Annotated in this window: 15 protein-coding genes; 9 read left to right on the forward strand and 6 right to left on the reverse strand. The window is 63.9% G+C overall.

The window, feature by feature from the left end:
- Nucleotides 1-164: 164 nt before the first annotated feature.
- From EOB49_RS29325 to EOB49_RS29360, 8 genes are read left to right on the forward strand one after another with little or no spacing between them, the layout of a single operon-like run.
- Entirely contained in the window at nucleotides 165-1,007 is an 843-nt protein-coding gene (locus EOB49_RS29325) for an ABC transporter permease (protein ID WP_127383033.1), read from the forward strand.
- Complete coding sequence (locus tag EOB49_RS29330; RefSeq protein WP_127321342.1) at nucleotides 1,000-1,794, forward strand: ABC transporter permease; 795 nt, start codon at nucleotides 1,000-1,002, stop codon at nucleotides 1,792-1,794. Before EOB49_RS29325 ends, EOB49_RS29330 begins: the two co-directional genes overlap by 8 nt.
- Nucleotides 1,791-2,864 carry an ABC transporter ATP-binding protein gene (locus EOB49_RS29335; protein ID WP_127383022.1) on the forward strand — a complete coding sequence of 358 codons (1,074 nt, stop codon included), beginning with the start codon at nucleotides 1,791-1,793 and terminating at the stop codon, nucleotides 2,862-2,864. The genes EOB49_RS29330 and EOB49_RS29335 overlap by 4 nt, the downstream gene beginning before the upstream one ends.
- A 12-nt stretch (nucleotides 2,865-2,876) precedes the next feature.
- Entirely contained in the window at nucleotides 2,877-4,151 is a 1,275-nt protein-coding gene (locus EOB49_RS29340; RefSeq protein ID WP_127383023.1) for a glycosyltransferase, read from the forward strand.
- Entirely contained in the window at nucleotides 4,148-4,498 is a 351-nt protein-coding gene (locus EOB49_RS29345) for a cupin domain-containing protein (protein ID WP_127383024.1), read from the forward strand. Before EOB49_RS29340 ends, EOB49_RS29345 begins: the two co-directional genes overlap by 4 nt.
- A gap of 17 nt (nucleotides 4,499-4,515) precedes the next feature.
- Entirely contained in the window at nucleotides 4,516-4,857 is a 342-nt protein-coding gene (locus tag EOB49_RS29350) for a cupin domain-containing protein (protein WP_127383025.1), read from the forward strand.
- Nucleotides 4,858-4,879: 22 nt separating this feature from the next.
- On the forward strand, nucleotides 4,880-5,224 hold the full coding sequence (locus tag EOB49_RS29355; protein WP_127383026.1) for a cupin domain-containing protein: 345 nt from the start codon (nucleotides 4,880-4,882) through the stop codon (nucleotides 5,222-5,224).
- A gap of 20 nt (nucleotides 5,225-5,244) precedes the next feature.
- The gene (locus tag EOB49_RS29360; RefSeq protein ID WP_127383027.1) at nucleotides 5,245-6,753 is read left to right on the forward strand and encodes an aldehyde dehydrogenase family protein; all 1,509 of its coding nucleotides are present in this window, start codon (nucleotides 5,245-5,247) and stop codon (nucleotides 6,751-6,753) included.
- Between the two features lie 146 nt (nucleotides 6,754-6,899).
- On the opposite strand, the gene EOB49_RS29365 is transcribed toward EOB49_RS29360, so the two are convergent.
- From EOB49_RS29365 to EOB49_RS29390, 6 genes are all read right to left on the reverse strand, one after another.
- On the reverse strand, nucleotides 6,900-7,670 hold the full coding sequence (locus EOB49_RS29365; RefSeq protein WP_127383028.1) for a hypothetical protein: 771 nt from the start codon (nucleotides 7,668-7,670) through the stop codon (nucleotides 6,900-6,902).
- A gap of 298 nt (nucleotides 7,671-7,968) precedes the next feature.
- Entirely contained in the window at nucleotides 7,969-8,730 is a 762-nt protein-coding gene (locus tag EOB49_RS29370; protein WP_127383029.1) for a glucose 1-dehydrogenase, read from the reverse strand.
- Between the two features lie 10 nt (nucleotides 8,731-8,740).
- Nucleotides 8,741-9,553 carry an ABC transporter permease gene (locus EOB49_RS29375; protein WP_127266977.1) on the reverse strand — a complete coding sequence of 271 codons (813 nt, stop codon included), beginning with the start codon at nucleotides 9,551-9,553 and terminating at the stop codon, nucleotides 8,741-8,743.
- Nucleotides 9,553-10,422 carry an ABC transporter permease gene (locus EOB49_RS29380; RefSeq protein ID WP_127383030.1) on the reverse strand — a complete coding sequence of 290 codons (870 nt, stop codon included), beginning with the start codon at nucleotides 10,420-10,422 and terminating at the stop codon, nucleotides 9,553-9,555. Before EOB49_RS29380 ends, EOB49_RS29375 begins: the two co-directional genes overlap by 1 nt.
- Nucleotides 10,423-10,486: 64 nt before the next feature.
- On the reverse strand, nucleotides 10,487-11,650 hold the full coding sequence (locus EOB49_RS29385; protein ID WP_127383031.1) for a spermidine/putrescine ABC transporter substrate-binding protein: 1,164 nt from the start codon (nucleotides 11,648-11,650) through the stop codon (nucleotides 10,487-10,489).
- Nucleotides 11,631-12,767 carry an ABC transporter ATP-binding protein gene (locus tag EOB49_RS29390; RefSeq protein ID WP_127383032.1) on the reverse strand — a complete coding sequence of 379 codons (1,137 nt, stop codon included), beginning with the start codon at nucleotides 12,765-12,767 and terminating at the stop codon, nucleotides 11,631-11,633. Before EOB49_RS29390 ends, EOB49_RS29385 begins: the two co-directional genes overlap by 20 nt.
- 114 nt (nucleotides 12,768-12,881) lie before the next feature.
- Between EOB49_RS29390 and EOB49_RS29395 the strand changes: the two genes are divergently transcribed.
- Complete coding sequence (locus EOB49_RS29395) at nucleotides 12,882-13,688, forward strand: LuxR C-terminal-related transcriptional regulator (RefSeq protein ID WP_127270019.1); 807 nt, start codon at nucleotides 12,882-12,884, stop codon at nucleotides 13,686-13,688.
- Nucleotides 13,689-13,814: the final 126 nt, after the last annotated feature.

Consider the following 13,814-nt stretch of genomic DNA (forward strand, 5'->3'; position numbering starts at 1 on the left):
CTCGGGGAGAGGTCGGATCGCCCCGAATTGCCCTTCGCAATTCGGTTGGCAATCCGGGTGAGGGGGCAACTGCCCGAACATCATTTCCATGCCCTTGAAGAGACTGGCCGGGCAGAGGGGGGCACTCCTCCGTGAAATACACCCCCTCCCGCTCCTCCCTGCTGATGGCCCCGGCACTGGCCTGGCTCGCGGCCTTGATGGTGGTGCCGTGCGCATTGGTGCTGGCGCTCGCCTTCTTCCGGCGCGGCATCTATGGCGGCATCGAATACACCTTCACGCTCGAGAATTTCGGGCTGGTCTTCGACCCGCTCTATGCCGGCATCTTCCTCAATTCGGCGCGCATCGCCGGCACCGCCACCCTGATCGCGGTGGTGATCGGCTATGCCGCCGCCTACGCCATCGCAGCCGCCCCGCGCCGGTGGCAGCCGGTGTTCCTGTTCTTCGCCGTGCTGCCGTTCTGGTCCAACTACCTGATCCGCACCTATGCCTGGATCGTGCTGCTCAACCGCGAAGGCCTGATCACGCAGTTGTTGCGCTGGTTCGGCTACACCGGCGAGCCGCCATCGATGCTCTATACGGAAGGCGCGGTTATCGCCGGTCTGGTCTACAACTATTTGCCCTTCGTCATCCTCGCCTGCTACGCGCCACTGTCGCGCCTCAACCCGGAACTCGCCGAAGCCTCGCGTGACCTCGGCGCCTCCGCCGCCACCACATTCCGCCGTGTCATCCTGCCGCTGACCGTGCCGGGCATTGCCGCTGGCGCGGTGTTTGTCTTCGTGCTGTCGATCGGCAATTTCGTCACGCCCGCGCTGCTCGGCGGCGGCCGCTTCCAGATGATCGGCAACCTCGTCTACGACCAGTTCCTGACCGCCAATGACTGGCCGTTCGGCGCCGCGCTCGCGATGGCGCTGATCGCCATCATGCTTCTGGTGCTGATGGCGCAGGCGCTAGCCGCCAATCGCGCCTCGGGCCACGCCGCGCAAGCCGGCGGAGGCACCGATGGCTGAGCGCTCCCCCGCCACGCGGCGCACGCTCTGGCTCGTGCTGAGCCTGGTCTTCGCTTTCCTCTACATCCCGATCGCCGTGCTGGTGGCGCTGTCTTTCAACGAAGGCGGGCTCCCAACGGCGTGGTCGGGATTTTCGCTGAAATGGTATGCCTCGCTGGCCGGCAATTCGGCGATCCTCTCCGCCGCGCTCAACACGCTGATCGTGGCACTGGTGTCGACCGCAATCGCAACATTGCTCGGCACGCTGCTGGCGATCGGCATCGAGATGCGCCGGCAGTACGGCAAGGGCCTCGAAGCGCTGATCTTCGCGCCGATGATCATTCCCGACATCGTGCTGGCGATCGCGCTGCTGTCGTTCTTCTCCATGCTCAACCTGACCATGGGCCTGCACACGATCATCCTCGCCCATGTCGTCTTCAACCTCGCCTTCGTCTGCTCGGTGGTGCGTGCCCGGTTGAAGAGTTTCGACTGGTCGATCGTCGAGGCCTCCGCTGATCTCGGCGCCTCCGCGCTCACCACGTTCAGGCGGGTGACATTGCCGGTCATCGCGCCGGCGGTGATCGCCGGCGCGCTGCTCGCCTTCACGCTCTCGGTCGACGAATTCATCATCGCCTTCTTCACCGCCGGTGCCGGCCGTGCCTCGACGACGTTGCCGATGCAGATCTACGCGATGATCCGCTTCGGCATCACGCCGGAGATCAACGCGCTGGCGACCATCGTCATGGCGGTCTCGATCACCGCGCTGACCCTGTCGCAGCGGCTCAACCGTGGGATCATAGGCCAATGAGCGAACCACGCACGCTGCTGGCCATCGATCATGTGTCGAAGAATTTCGGCCGGGTGACGGCTGTCGACGGCATCTCGCTCGATATCAGAGAGAACGAGTTCTTCGCGCTGCTCGGCCCGTCGGGCTGTGGCAAGACCACGCTGCTGCGCATGCTGGCCGGCTTCGAGACGCCCAATGACGGGCGCATCCTGCTCGACGGCCGCGACATTGCCAAAACCCCGCCCAACAAGCGGCCAGTCAATCTGATGTTCCAATCCTATGCGCTGTTTCCTCATATGAGCGTCCGCGCCAATGTCTCCTACGGCCTGGAGATGGAACGTTTGCCGGCAGCTGAAATCCGCTCCCGCGTCGACGCCATTCTGGCGACAACCGAGCTGATCCCCTTCGCCGACCGCAAGCCGGAGCAACTGTCGGGCGGCCAGAAGCAGCGCGTCGCGCTCGCCCGCGCGCTGGTCAAGCGGCCACGCCTGCTGCTGCTCGACGAGCCGCTTGGCGCGCTCGACAAGAAACTGCGCGGCGCCATGCAGCTGGAATTGAAGCGCCTGCAGCATGAGGTCGGCATCACCTTCGTCATCGTCACCCACGACCAGGAAGAATCGCTTGTGATGGCCGACCGCATGGCGGTGCTCAAGGACGGCAGACTGCTGCAATGCGACACGCCGCACGCGATCTATGAGCATCCGGCCGACCGTTTCGTCGCCGACTTCATCGGCGTGATGAATTTCGTGCCGGGCAAGGCCGCCGCCGATGGGGTTGTAGCCGCGAATGGCGTTCGAGTACTAGGCAAGGTTCCAGCAACGCTCTCGCCCGGTGCGTCTGCTGTCGCGTCGGTGCGGCCGGAGCGCATCCGGCTGTTCCCGGAGGCTCAGACCGCCAACCGCACCACCGGCACGGTCGAGGCGCTGGCCTATCAGGGGCTCGACCTGCAGCTGCATGTCCGCACACCCATGTCGCCAAAGCCGTTCCTGGTGCGCGTCACCGCTGATGCCGCCGACCGCCGGCCGGTCGCGTCGGGAGATCAGGTCGAACTCGGCTGGGACGCCGCCGATGTCAGAGTTTTCGCAGAATAAAGGAGAAGCTTGATGGCGCAGAAGACGATCGCGTTTTTTCCAGAAGCCGCCTACGGCCCGGCGCTCAATTCCGTCGGCATCGCCCAGGCGGTCGAGGCGCGCGGCCACAAAGCCGTTTTCCTGTCCGACCCCGGCTTTGTCGATGTCTACAAGGGCTACGGTTTCGAGGCGCATCCGGTGAACCTGTCGGAGCCGATGCCGCCCGAACAGATGGCGAAATTCTGGGAGGATTTCATCAACGGCCACATCCCGAACTTCCGCAAATCGCCTTACGATCAGGTCGACAATTACGTCAAGGATTGCTGGACGGCGATCGTCGACAGCGCCAAATGGGCGCAGAAGGATCTGCCGCGCGTTCTCTCAGCCATCAAGCCGGATGTGATCTGCGTCGACAACGTCATCCTGTTTCCGGCGATCAAGCAGTTCGGCAAACCCTGGGTGCGCGTCATCTCCTGCTCGGAAAACGAGATCGACGACGAGGACATCCCGCCCCATCTCTCCGGCTGCGGCGAGAACGACCACGCCGGTCACCAGCGCTACCGCGATCATTTCAACGCGGTGATCAAGCCGATCCATGGCGACTTCAACGCCTTCCTCGCCGCCAACAACGAGGCGCCTTATCCGATCGGCCAGTTCTTCGAGGCCTCGCCCCATCTCAACCTGCTGCTCTATCCCGAAGCGGCAAAGTTCAAGCGCCGCCATCCGCTCGACCCGGCAAAGTTCCAGTATCTGGAAGGCTGCGTGCGGCAGGAGAAACCCTACACGGTGCCGACATTCGCCAAAAACAATGACGGGCCGCTGCTCTATGTCTCCTTCGGCAGCCTCGGCGCCGGCGATGTCGAGCTGTTGAAGCGCATCATCGCGACGCTGGGCAAGACGCGCTACCGGGCGCTGGTCAATGTCGGCGGCTACAAGGACCAGTACACGGACGTGCCCGCCAACGTGATCGTCGAGAGCTGGTTCCCGCAGCCTTCGGTCATCCCGCAGGTCGATGCGGTGATCCACCATGGCGGCAACAACTCCTTCACCGAGTGCCTCTATTTCGGCAAGCCGGCGATCATCATGCCCTATGTCTGGGACGGCCACGACAACGCCACCCGCGTCGAGGAAACCGGCCACGGCTTCGGCATGCCGCGCTACGACTGGACCGATGCCGAGCTGATTGCCAAGATCGAAACCTGCCTGACCGACCCGGCGATGAAAGCCAAGCTGGCGAAGACATCGGCGCAGATGCGCGCGCAGAATGGGCCGGAGAAAGCAGCCGGGTTGTTGGAGACGCTGCTATGACCTCCTCCGCTCCCCACCTCCACCAAGCCACCACCCGCACCGACCTCGTCGACTGGGGCGCCCAACCTGACGCATTGGAAGGCGCTTCGCACTCCACCGGCAGGCTCGTGCACAAAGGCCCGAACAACCAGCCGGAATCCGGCATCTGGGTGTGCACGCCAGGCCGCTGGCGCCTGAGCATCCCGCGCGATGAATTGTGCCATTTCGTCGCCGGCCGCGCGACCTACCGGTCCGATGTCGGTGAGCTGATAGACGTTTCCGCCGGCACCGTGGTCATGTTCCCGGCCGGCTGGACGGGTGAATGCACCGTGCATGAGACCATGCGCAACGTCTACATGCTGGCCTGACCACGGAGCTTGACGACATGCCGACACCGCACTGGCCGAAGGCCTCGAGCGTGGAACTGGAGGACTGGGGCGCGGGCAGCAACACGCTCGCCGGTTCGCCGCACGCCGCGGGCAGGGTCCTGTCCCGGAACCCGGACGGATCGAGCGAATGCGGCCTGTGGTCATGCACGCCGGGCACGCGCAAGGTCACCTTTGGCGCCGACGAGTTCTGCCATTTCCTCTCAGGCCGTGGCAGCTATGTCCATGACGACGGCGAAGAGATCCCGGTCGAGGCCGGCACGCTGGTGTTCTTCCCAGCCGGCTGGACCGGCACCTCCATCATCACGCAAACGCTGATCAAGGCCTTCATGTGCCGCTGAGCACCCTTTCAAGGAAATCGACATGACCACACCCATCATGAAATCCCCGCTCACCATTACCGACCTCGTCGACTGGGGCGTCATCCCGACCATGACCGAGGGGCAATCCCACACCTCGGGCAAGCTGCTGCACAAGGGACCGGAAGGCCGCTCCGAATGCGGGCTTTGGGTCTGCACACCAGGCAAATGGCACTGCCATGTCACCCGCGACGAGTTCTGCCACTTCCTCGAAGGGCGCTGCACCTACGTCCATGAATCCGGCGAGGTCATCGAGATCGAACCGGACACCGCAGCTTTCTTCCCGCAGGACTGGAAGGGCGTCTGCACCGTCCATGAGACGATCAAGAAGGTCTACATGATCCGCTAAGCGGATCCGAGAGGATGTCCATGGATTTCTCCCCTGACCGGCCGGCTTTCTTCGTCAACCCGGACTACCGGCCGATGGCCGGCACGAACAAGCCAGTGATCGATCCGGCGACGCTGGAAACCGTCGGCGCCATCGCTGCAGCCAGCGATGGCGAGATCGATGCCGTGCTCACCGCCGCGACCAGGGCGCAGGCCGCCTGGAAGAAGCTCGACGCCAAGAGCCGCGCCAAGCACCTGCATGCCGTCGCCAATGCCATCGAGGCGGCGGACTTCACCCGCTGCGCCGAGCTGATGGTGCGCGAGATGGGCAAGCCCTATCCGGAAGCGATCGGCGAGATCGCCAACTGCGCGCCGATCTTCCGCTACTACGCCGAGATGGCGCGCGACGATGCCGGCAAGATCGCCGGCACGACACAGGCCGGTTCGTTCCAGTATGCGCGCTACGAGCCCTATGGCGTATCCGTCCACATCATGCCCTACAACTTCCCGATCCTGCTGATGTGCTGGACGGTCGCCGCATCGCTCGCCGCCGGCAATGCCTGCGTCATCAAGCCGGCCGAGGCGACGACGCTGTCGACGCTGGACTACATGACCGTGTTCCGCTCGCTGCCGGAAGGGCTGGTCTCCTGCCTGCCTGGTGGAGCGGCCACGGCGCAGGCGCTGATCGCCTCCGATCGCACCCATGCGGTTGCCTTCACCGGCTCGGTCGCCGCCGGCAAGGCGGTGGCGGTCGCCTGCGCCGAACGCATGAAGCCTTGCGTCATCGAGGCCGGCGGCAGCGATCCGCTGATCGTCAGCCAACACGCGCCGCTTGAGATCGCGGCGGCCGGCAGCGTCACCGCCGCCTTCCACCTCACCGGCCAGGTCTGCACTTCGGCCGAGCGCTTCTTCGTCGTCGATGCCGTGCATGACCGCTTCGTCGCGCTGTTCGCCGAAAGGACCCGGGCGCTGCGCATCGGCAACGGCATGGACAAGACCGAGATCGGACCGCTGGTCAGCGAAAGCGCGCGGACCAAAGTCATGCGTCTTGTCGACGATGCCATCGCCCACGGCGCCAAGGCGGTGACCGGCGGACGCATCCCTCCGGCACACAACACCGGCTGGTTCTACGAGCCGACGATCCTGACCGGCGTCACCCCGGACATGGCGATCGTGCGCGAAGAATGCTTTGGACCGGTCGCCGCCATCTGCCGGGTCAGGGATTTCGACGAGGCGATCCGGCTTGCCAATGACAGCCCGTTCGGGCTCGGCGCCTCTGTCTTCACCACCGATCTGGCCGAAGCCCACGAGGCGGCTGAACGGCTCGAAGCCGGAATGGTCTGGGTCAACAACCCGCTGATCGACAATGATGCCCTGCCCTTCGGCGGCTGGAAGGCCTCGGGCCTCGGCCGCGAGCTCGGACGCCAGGGGCTCGACGCCTTCCGCCGCTCCAAGATGGTGATCATCGACCACAAGCCTGCAATCCAGGAATGGTGGTATCCGTACCCCGACACCTGGTTCCGCGAGACCGGTGGCCGCAAGCACGTCTGAGTGTTTCGAACCTCGCCAGCTCCGGATAGCCAGCTCGGTGGCTATCCTGGGATAGCCAGTCCATGGCCGGGAAAAAGCAATGCCGCCGGGCGAAGGCCCGGCGGCATCTTTCTTCGATTGGCTACTGCCGATTCAACGGCAAGTCGTTACGGCGTCGTTTCTGCTTCCATCGCGGCGGCCGTCTGGTCGATCTTGTCGGCGAGGACGCCCTGAGCCCAGGACGTGACCGCAGCGTCGACCGGCTTGTTGGCCATATCCGCCAGTGCCGCGTCGAGCGATGCATCATCGGTGCCGACCTCTGCCGCGGCAGCCGCCTCATTGGCGGCGGTGACCTCTGCCTCCTGGGCAGTGATTTCGGCCTCCAGATCCGTTATCTTCCCAGGCAAGGCCGCCTGATCTTCGGGCGTCATGGCCGCAATCTGCTCGGGCGTCAGCGATGTCAGCGCGGTCAACTGAGAATTCAGCGCATCCAGCTTCTCCTGGGCCGCTTCAGCGGCGGCCTGAGCAACCTTGGCTTTGGCGGACTGCGTCACGAAGGCCTGGATGGCAGCGAACTTCTTGCTCTTCGAGTTCATATAGGCGTTGATGTTGCGCTGAAGCGAGTTCAGCCGGCCGAGCTTGGCGTGGATGTTCTTCTCCTTGGGAACCGACGAGACCTTTGTGGTCTTGTCGACCGTGGTGTCGTCCGTTTTGGCCTTTGCCACTTGGCCCCGAGCCGACGAAGACTTGCCGTGCGAAGCGCCGCTCTTGCCATTGCTATTGCCGCCGTTACCGCCGGCATTGCCCCCGCCGTTGCCGTTGCCGTTGCCACCGCCATTGCCGCCGCCGTGCCCGTTGCCGCCGGCTCCGGCGAGCGCCGGAGACGCCAGAAGCGCCAATGCGGCAAGCGCCGCGAACAGAGTTTTCCGGTTTGTCATGGTAATCTCCTCGGGAATCGTCACCTGGCCCGACCGCTAGCGACCGTCCTATGAGAAATCGCTAATTGTACAGAGTAAACTTTAGACAAATGCTGTCTCAATACGCGATCTGCCGACCAGCCCGAAGCATAACCATCTGATATTAAAGACGAATCAGTGCTCTTGAACGGCGATGGCACTGAAGTCCCATGCCGGCAGGACTATAGTCCTGCCGGCATCCAGCGGCATGGGTGAAAGTCGTGACGTGGTATATCGGAAAGGCTTTGAAACAGGGCAATTGATAAAGAAAGCACAAGTCTCAGCCGATACTTTCACCGCCGTCGATTACCAGCGCCTGGCCGGTCATGAAGGATGAGCGGTCGGAGACGAGGAACAGGATCGCTTCCGCGATCTCATCGGCGCTGGCCCAGCGTCCCATCGGAATCTTGGTGCGGACATAGGTTTCGATCGCCTCGCGTCCGCCCATCTGGGCGATGAACGGTTCGTTGAACGGCGTGTCGACCCAGCCCGGGCAGAGCGCGTTGACGCGGACATTGTGCCGGGCATAATCGAGCGACATCTGCCGCGTCATTGCCACTACCGCGTGTTTGGAAGTGGCGTAAGCGATCATCTCGCGGTCGTAGAACACGCCCGAATTGGAGGCGGTGTTGAGGATGACGCCGTTGCCTCGTGCGACCATCGACGGCATGACCATCCTGGCCGCCAGGAACTGCGCCCGCACATTGACCCGCCATGACGCGTCCATGCCGCCGACCTCGACCTCGGTCAGCGTTCCGCCGACCTGGATGCCGGCGTGATTGTGCAGGATGTCGATGCGCCCGTGCCTCTCGATCGTGCCGGCAATGAGCTTTTCCAGCGCCCCATCGTCCGCGACATCAGTGGCGATCGCCTCGGCCTGCCCGCCCACTGCCCTTATGTCCGAAGCCGTTGCTTCGCCGGCGGCCTGATCCCTGTCGGCGATGACGACCACCGCGCCTTCCCTGCCCATGATCATGGCGCCGGCGCGCCCGATGCCGGAGCCGGCGCCGGTCACGACGGCGATGCGGTCTTTGAGGATCATGATGCGACTTTCAGTTCGACGGCTTGCGCTGGCGCAATTGCCATTGGGCAAGCACCACAAGCAGCACGGAAGCGACGAGCACGATCGTCGCGATGGCGTTGATCTCCGGCGTCACGCCGCGCCGGATCGACGCGAAGACATAGATCGGCAGCGTCGTCTGCGCCCCGGCGACGAAGAAGGCCACAATGAAATCGTCGAAGGAGAAGGTGAAGGCGAGCAGGAAACCGGCAACGACGGCCGGCATGATCTGCGGCAGCACGATCGAGCGGAACGTCGTCAATGGCGTCGCGTAGAGATCGCTCGACGCCTCGACCAGATTGCGGTCGAGGCTGCCGAGACGCGTGCCGACGATCATCGTCACCAGCGCCATGGAGAACAGGCCGTGCGCCGCGATGATCGAGCCGTAGCCGAGCGCCAGGCGCGGCGGCTGGTCGTCGGGCCAGATCGAGGCGAGGAACGGATTGACGACCGTGAACAGCTGGACGAGCGCGACCAGTGTCGAAATGCCGATGACGACGCCCGGAACGACGATCGCGGCGCCCAGAAGCGCATCGAAGACCGCGCGTGTTCTGATGCCGACGCGCGCCAGGCCGAGTGCCGCCGCAGTGCCGCACAACGCCGCCAGCAAGGCGCTGGTGGTGGCGATGAACAGGCTGTTCTTCAGCGCTTCGACCAGGAACGGGTTCGCCAGCGCCTTGCCGTACCATTGCACCGAAAAGCCGGTGAACTCGCTGGCATGGTGGCCGGCGTTGAAGGAGAACAGCACGACCAGTGCGATCGGCAGATAGAGGAAGGCGAACACCACAATGACGAAGGCGCGCATCAGATCAAATCCACCCGGCGGGCGCCCGAAACCCGGGTCGAAATGCGATTGGCGGCAATCAGCACCACCACCGAGACCAGCACCAGCGTGATCGCGATGGCCGAACCGAACGGCCAGTTGCGCGATTGCAGGAACAGGTCGACCAGCGCATTGCCGATAAAGAACACCTTGCCGCCGCCAAGCAGCGTCGGGATCAGATATTCGCCCAGCAGCAGGATCATGACCAGCGAGAAGCCGGTCATCACGCCCGGCAGCGACAGGGACAGTTTCAGGGTCACGCCGAGGAAGGTCGAGAGCGGCGTCGCGCCGAGATCGGCGGAGGCTTCCAGCAGCCGGCGGTCGAGCCGCTCAAGGCTGACATAGATCGGCAGGATCATCAGCGGCAGGTAGCCATAGACGATGCCGAGCAGCACCGCGCCCGGCGTGTTGATCAGCCTGATATCCTCGAAACCGATATAGGACAGCAGAGCCGGGATGCCGCGCCCGCCCAGGATATACATCCAGGCATAGGTCCGCATCAAAAGGCTGGTCCAGAACGGAATGACGACTAGCGCCAGCAGGATCAGCCGCCAGCGCTGCGGTGCGCGCAGAGCGAGATAATAAGCAACGGGATAAGCGACGAGCAGACAGGCGAGCGCCCCTATCGGCGCCAGCACCATCGTGTTCCAGAAGGCAGCCGCCCGCGCCGGAAGATTGGCATATTGCGCGAAGGTAAAAGCCGCTTGATAGCCGCCTTCCGGCGCCCGTTCGCCGACGCTGAACACCGCGATGGCAATGAATGGCAGCACCAGAAACACCACCAGCCACGCGGTCGCCGGACCGAGCAGCATGGCGGTCGTGAGGTTGTGACGAAATCTATTGCCGCGCATTGAAAACCGCCCCGATACCGGCGGACATATGCCCGCCGGTCAATTGTCCGCGCCAGACCGGCCCTTAGGCCGACTTGAAGCGCGCCATCAATTCGGCGCGGCCGGGATCTGTCAGCGTTGCCGCCGCGCCGAATTCCAGCGGCGTCAACAGGTCGGCCGCCGGATAGAGGATCGGATTGTCGAGCACTTCCTTGGGCAGCAGCTTATTGACCCGCGCATCGGTCGACGGCGCACCATTGGCCAAATGCTCCTTCACCGCCACCTGCGGATTCATCAGGTAGTTGAGCAGGGCGTAGCCGGCCGGCTTGTTCGGCGCATCTTTCGGAATGGCGTAGAAATCGGTCCAGATCTCGCCGCCTTCCTTGCCCAGCACATAGGCAATCTCGGGAATGTCGCGATGCAGCTGCGCGCCATCGTTCGTCCAGCACATCGTCATCCAGGCGTCGCCGGCACGCATGCCCGGCTGGTAGTCGGAGGAGACCGCGAACAGATGCGGCTTGACCTTGAGCAGCAGTTCCTCCGCCTTGGCCAGTTCGTCCTGCTTGAGCGAGTTGAACGAGTAGCCGTAATATTTCAGCGCATTGCCGATCGTGGTCAGCTGGTAGTCATGCACCATGGTACGGCTGTCGCCTTCCGCCATGGCGGTGTCCCAGAACTCCTTCCAGCTGGTCATCGGCTTGGTCAGCTTCTTGGTGTTGACGGCAAAGCCGGTGGTGCCCCAGTTCTTCGGCACCGCATAGGTCACCGCATCGATCGTGCCTTCCCCAGCGAAGCGGGGATCTTGCTGCGAGCCGTCGAAATTCGGCAGCTTCGCCATCTCCAGCGGCTCGATGATGCCGAGCTTCTTGTAGGTGGAAATCGTATAGTTGGTCGGCACGAACAGGCTCCAGCCCGAGGCGCCTGCCTGCAGCTTGGCCAGCATCTCCTCGTTGGAGCCGAACACATTGACCTCGACGGCGACGCCGGTGTCCTTCTTGAAATTCTCGAACGTCGCCGGGTCATGGTAGTTCGGCCAGGTGGCGATCGACATGCGGTCGCCAAGGCTTTCGGCGGCAAAGGCCGGTGTCGGCATGATGCCGATCTCGCGCGCCATCACCGCCGTAGCAATGCCAAGGCCGGTGAGGCCGAGAAAGTCGCGTCGGCCGATCGAGCCGCGCTTCAAACGCATCAGCTGATCGACAAAATTCTCGGGGCTTATCGGCAGTCCGTCACGATATGATTTCGACATGTTTATCTACCCTCTGGTTGGCCCCGTTGTTCTTGGTCTCCGCAAACGCCAGCGGCGTTCCGGAGGCAAAGCCGATGGCGACGGGTTCACCCGGCTTGAAGAGATTGCCGTGGCCGATCAGGTGATCGGCCCTGGCCAACAGCGTTCCGATGCCCTGGACCTCGATCGCGTATTCCGCCGTCGAGCCGAGGAAGATCCGGTTGCGGACGACGCCTTTGAAGGGGCCGCTTGTCCGAGCGCCGAGACTGAGCGATTCAGGACGCAGGCTGACCGAAACGGCCTCGCCTTGCTGCAGGGCGGTTCGTTTGCGCGCTGCAATGACGGTGCCGTCCGCGAGCGCCACCTCCACCAGCTCGCCCGAATGTCCAGCGACGGTGCCGCTCAGCAGGTTTGTCTTGCCGACGAAATCGGCGACGAACAAATCGGCCGGTTCGTCATAGATCTCGCTCGGCTGCCCGAGCTGGACGATGCGGCCGCCGTTCATGACGCAGACGAAATCGCTCATCGACAGCGCTTCCTCCTGGTCGTGCGTGACCAGCACGAAGGTGATGCCGATCTCGCGCTGCAGGTTCTGCAGCTCGATCTGCATGTCGGTGCGCAGCTTCTTGTCGAGCGCAGCCAGCGGCTCGTCGAGCAAGAGCACCGCCGGCTTGTTGACCAGGGCTCGTGCCAGCGCCACACGCTGCTGCTGGCCGCCCGACAGTTCGTGGATCTTGCGGCGGCCATAGCCGGCGAGCCGCACCATTTCGAGCGCCTCGCCCGCTCTTGAGGCGATCTCGCGCGAAGACAGCCTTGGCCGCGCCTGGCGCAGCCCGTAGGCGACATTGTCCTCGACATCGAGATGCGGAAACAGCGCGTATTGCTGGAACACCATGTTGACCGGCCGCCGGTAGGGCGGCGTGCCGGCCATGTCCTGGCCGCGAATGAACACCCGGCCTTCGCTCGGCTGCTCGAAGCCGCCGATCATGCGCAGGCAGGTGGTCTTGCCGCAGCCGGACGGCCCGAGCAACGCGACAAAGGCGGAGGGCGGGACACCGAGATCGATGCCTCTGACCGCGGTCACCGCGCCATAGCGCTTGGTGACGCCGCGAAACTCGATGTCCGGCACTGCGGTCAAGGCTGATGGCTCCAGCAACAGGGCAATATCGGGACGCTACCAGAGCCAATGGCGGCTAGTATATACCTCTCAGGTGGTATATCTGATCTATTTTCTCGTTTAAGGGGGTATAGATTGTCCCGCAGCGACGAATACAGCCAGCTCGCCACGCTCGTCGCGGCGACGCGGGAGACCAGTGGCGACCTGTTCGGCAATGCGCTGGTCGATTGGCTGCGGCTCCATGTCAGCTTCGACCATTGCGTGGTGTTCGGCTATCGCGGCGCGGCGCGCCCGCCGCTGCTGTTCGAAACCTTCTCGCCGGCCGAAAGCCACGTCTTCGTCGCGCTCTACCAGGAGGGACCCTATCTGCTCGACCCGTTCCATCACGCGGCGGTCGAGCGCAAGGAAGGCTTCTGGCGCATGCGCGAACTGGCGCCGGACCGCTTCTATGCCAGCGAGTATTTCCGCTCCTACTACAGCCAGACCAGGCTGGCCGAGGAGGTCGGCTTCTTCGTGCCGTTGCCGGGCAAGGATGCGCTGGTGCTCTCACTGATGCGGCTGCGCGCTTCAGGCCCGTTCGGCACCGCCGATGCCAGATTGCTGCGCGACATGGCGCCGGCGGTGATCAGCTTCGCCAGGCTGCGCTGGCCCGCCCTTCCGGCCGACGAACCGGCAGAGGCGCAGCAGGACGAGACGACCACTCCGGTCAACGAGTTCGACCGCGCCCACATCTGGCAGAGCCTGTCGCTGACGCCGCGCGAAAAACATGTCGTCGACCTTGTGCTGCAGGGGCATTCGACGGAATCGATCGCCAGGGCCATGCGCATCGTGCCGGGAACCGTGAAGGTCCATCGCCGCAACATCTACCGCAAGCTCAAGATCAAGTCGCAGGCTGGCCTGTTCGCACGTTTCGTCGAGATCATCGACGCGCGGATAAGGTAGCTACTTCGCCCCGCCGTTTACCTGGGCAATCGCTTCGGATTTCGAATCCGCGTCACTTTTTTTGCGAACGCCGGCGCTGCCCCTCACCTGCCTGCCGGCATCCTCTCCCCGTATAGGGACGGGGAG

Origin of the sequence: Mesorhizobium sp. M7A.F.Ca.MR.148.00.0.0, assembly GCF_003997735.1 — a bacterium.
Lineage (GTDB): Bacteria > Pseudomonadota > Alphaproteobacteria > Rhizobiales > Rhizobiaceae > Mesorhizobium.

Excerpts from the sequence above, each read along its gene's own strand:
- EOB49_RS29365 (WP_127383028.1), bottom strand. The coding sequence starts at position 7,670 with ATGACAAACCGGAAAACTCTGTTCGCGGCGCTTGCCGCATTGGCGCTT.
- EOB49_RS29325 (WP_127383033.1), top strand. The coding sequence starts at position 165 with ATGGCCCCGGCACTGGCCTGGCTCGCGGCCTTGATGGTGGTGCCGTGC.
- EOB49_RS29345 (WP_127383024.1), top strand. The coding sequence starts at position 4,148 with ATGACCTCCTCCGCTCCCCACCTCCACCAAGCCACCACCCGCACCGAC.
- EOB49_RS29335 (WP_127383022.1), top strand. The coding sequence starts at position 1,791 with ATGAGCGAACCACGCACGCTGCTGGCCATCGATCATGTGTCGAAGAAT.
- EOB49_RS29375 (WP_127266977.1), bottom strand. The coding sequence starts at position 9,553 with ATGCGCGCCTTCGTCATTGTGGTGTTCGCCTTCCTCTATCTGCCGATC.
- EOB49_RS29355 (WP_127383026.1), top strand. The coding sequence starts at position 4,880 with ATGACCACACCCATCATGAAATCCCCGCTCACCATTACCGACCTCGTC.
- EOB49_RS29350 (WP_127383025.1), top strand. The coding sequence starts at position 4,516 with ATGCCGACACCGCACTGGCCGAAGGCCTCGAGCGTGGAACTGGAGGAC.
- EOB49_RS29380 (WP_127383030.1), bottom strand. The coding sequence starts at position 10,422 with ATGCGCGGCAATAGATTTCGTCACAACCTCACGACCGCCATGCTGCTC.
- EOB49_RS29330 (WP_127321342.1), top strand. The coding sequence starts at position 1,000 with ATGGCTGAGCGCTCCCCCGCCACGCGGCGCACGCTCTGGCTCGTGCTG.
- EOB49_RS29370 (WP_127383029.1), bottom strand. The coding sequence starts at position 8,730 with ATGATCCTCAAAGACCGCATCGCCGTCGTGACCGGCGCCGGCTCCGGC.
- EOB49_RS29340 (WP_127383023.1), top strand. The coding sequence starts at position 2,877 with ATGGCGCAGAAGACGATCGCGTTTTTTCCAGAAGCCGCCTACGGCCCG.
- EOB49_RS29385 (WP_127383031.1), bottom strand. The coding sequence starts at position 11,650 with ATGTCGAAATCATATCGTGACGGACTGCCGATAAGCCCCGAGAATTTT.
- EOB49_RS29360 (WP_127383027.1), top strand. The coding sequence starts at position 5,245 with ATGGATTTCTCCCCTGACCGGCCGGCTTTCTTCGTCAACCCGGACTAC.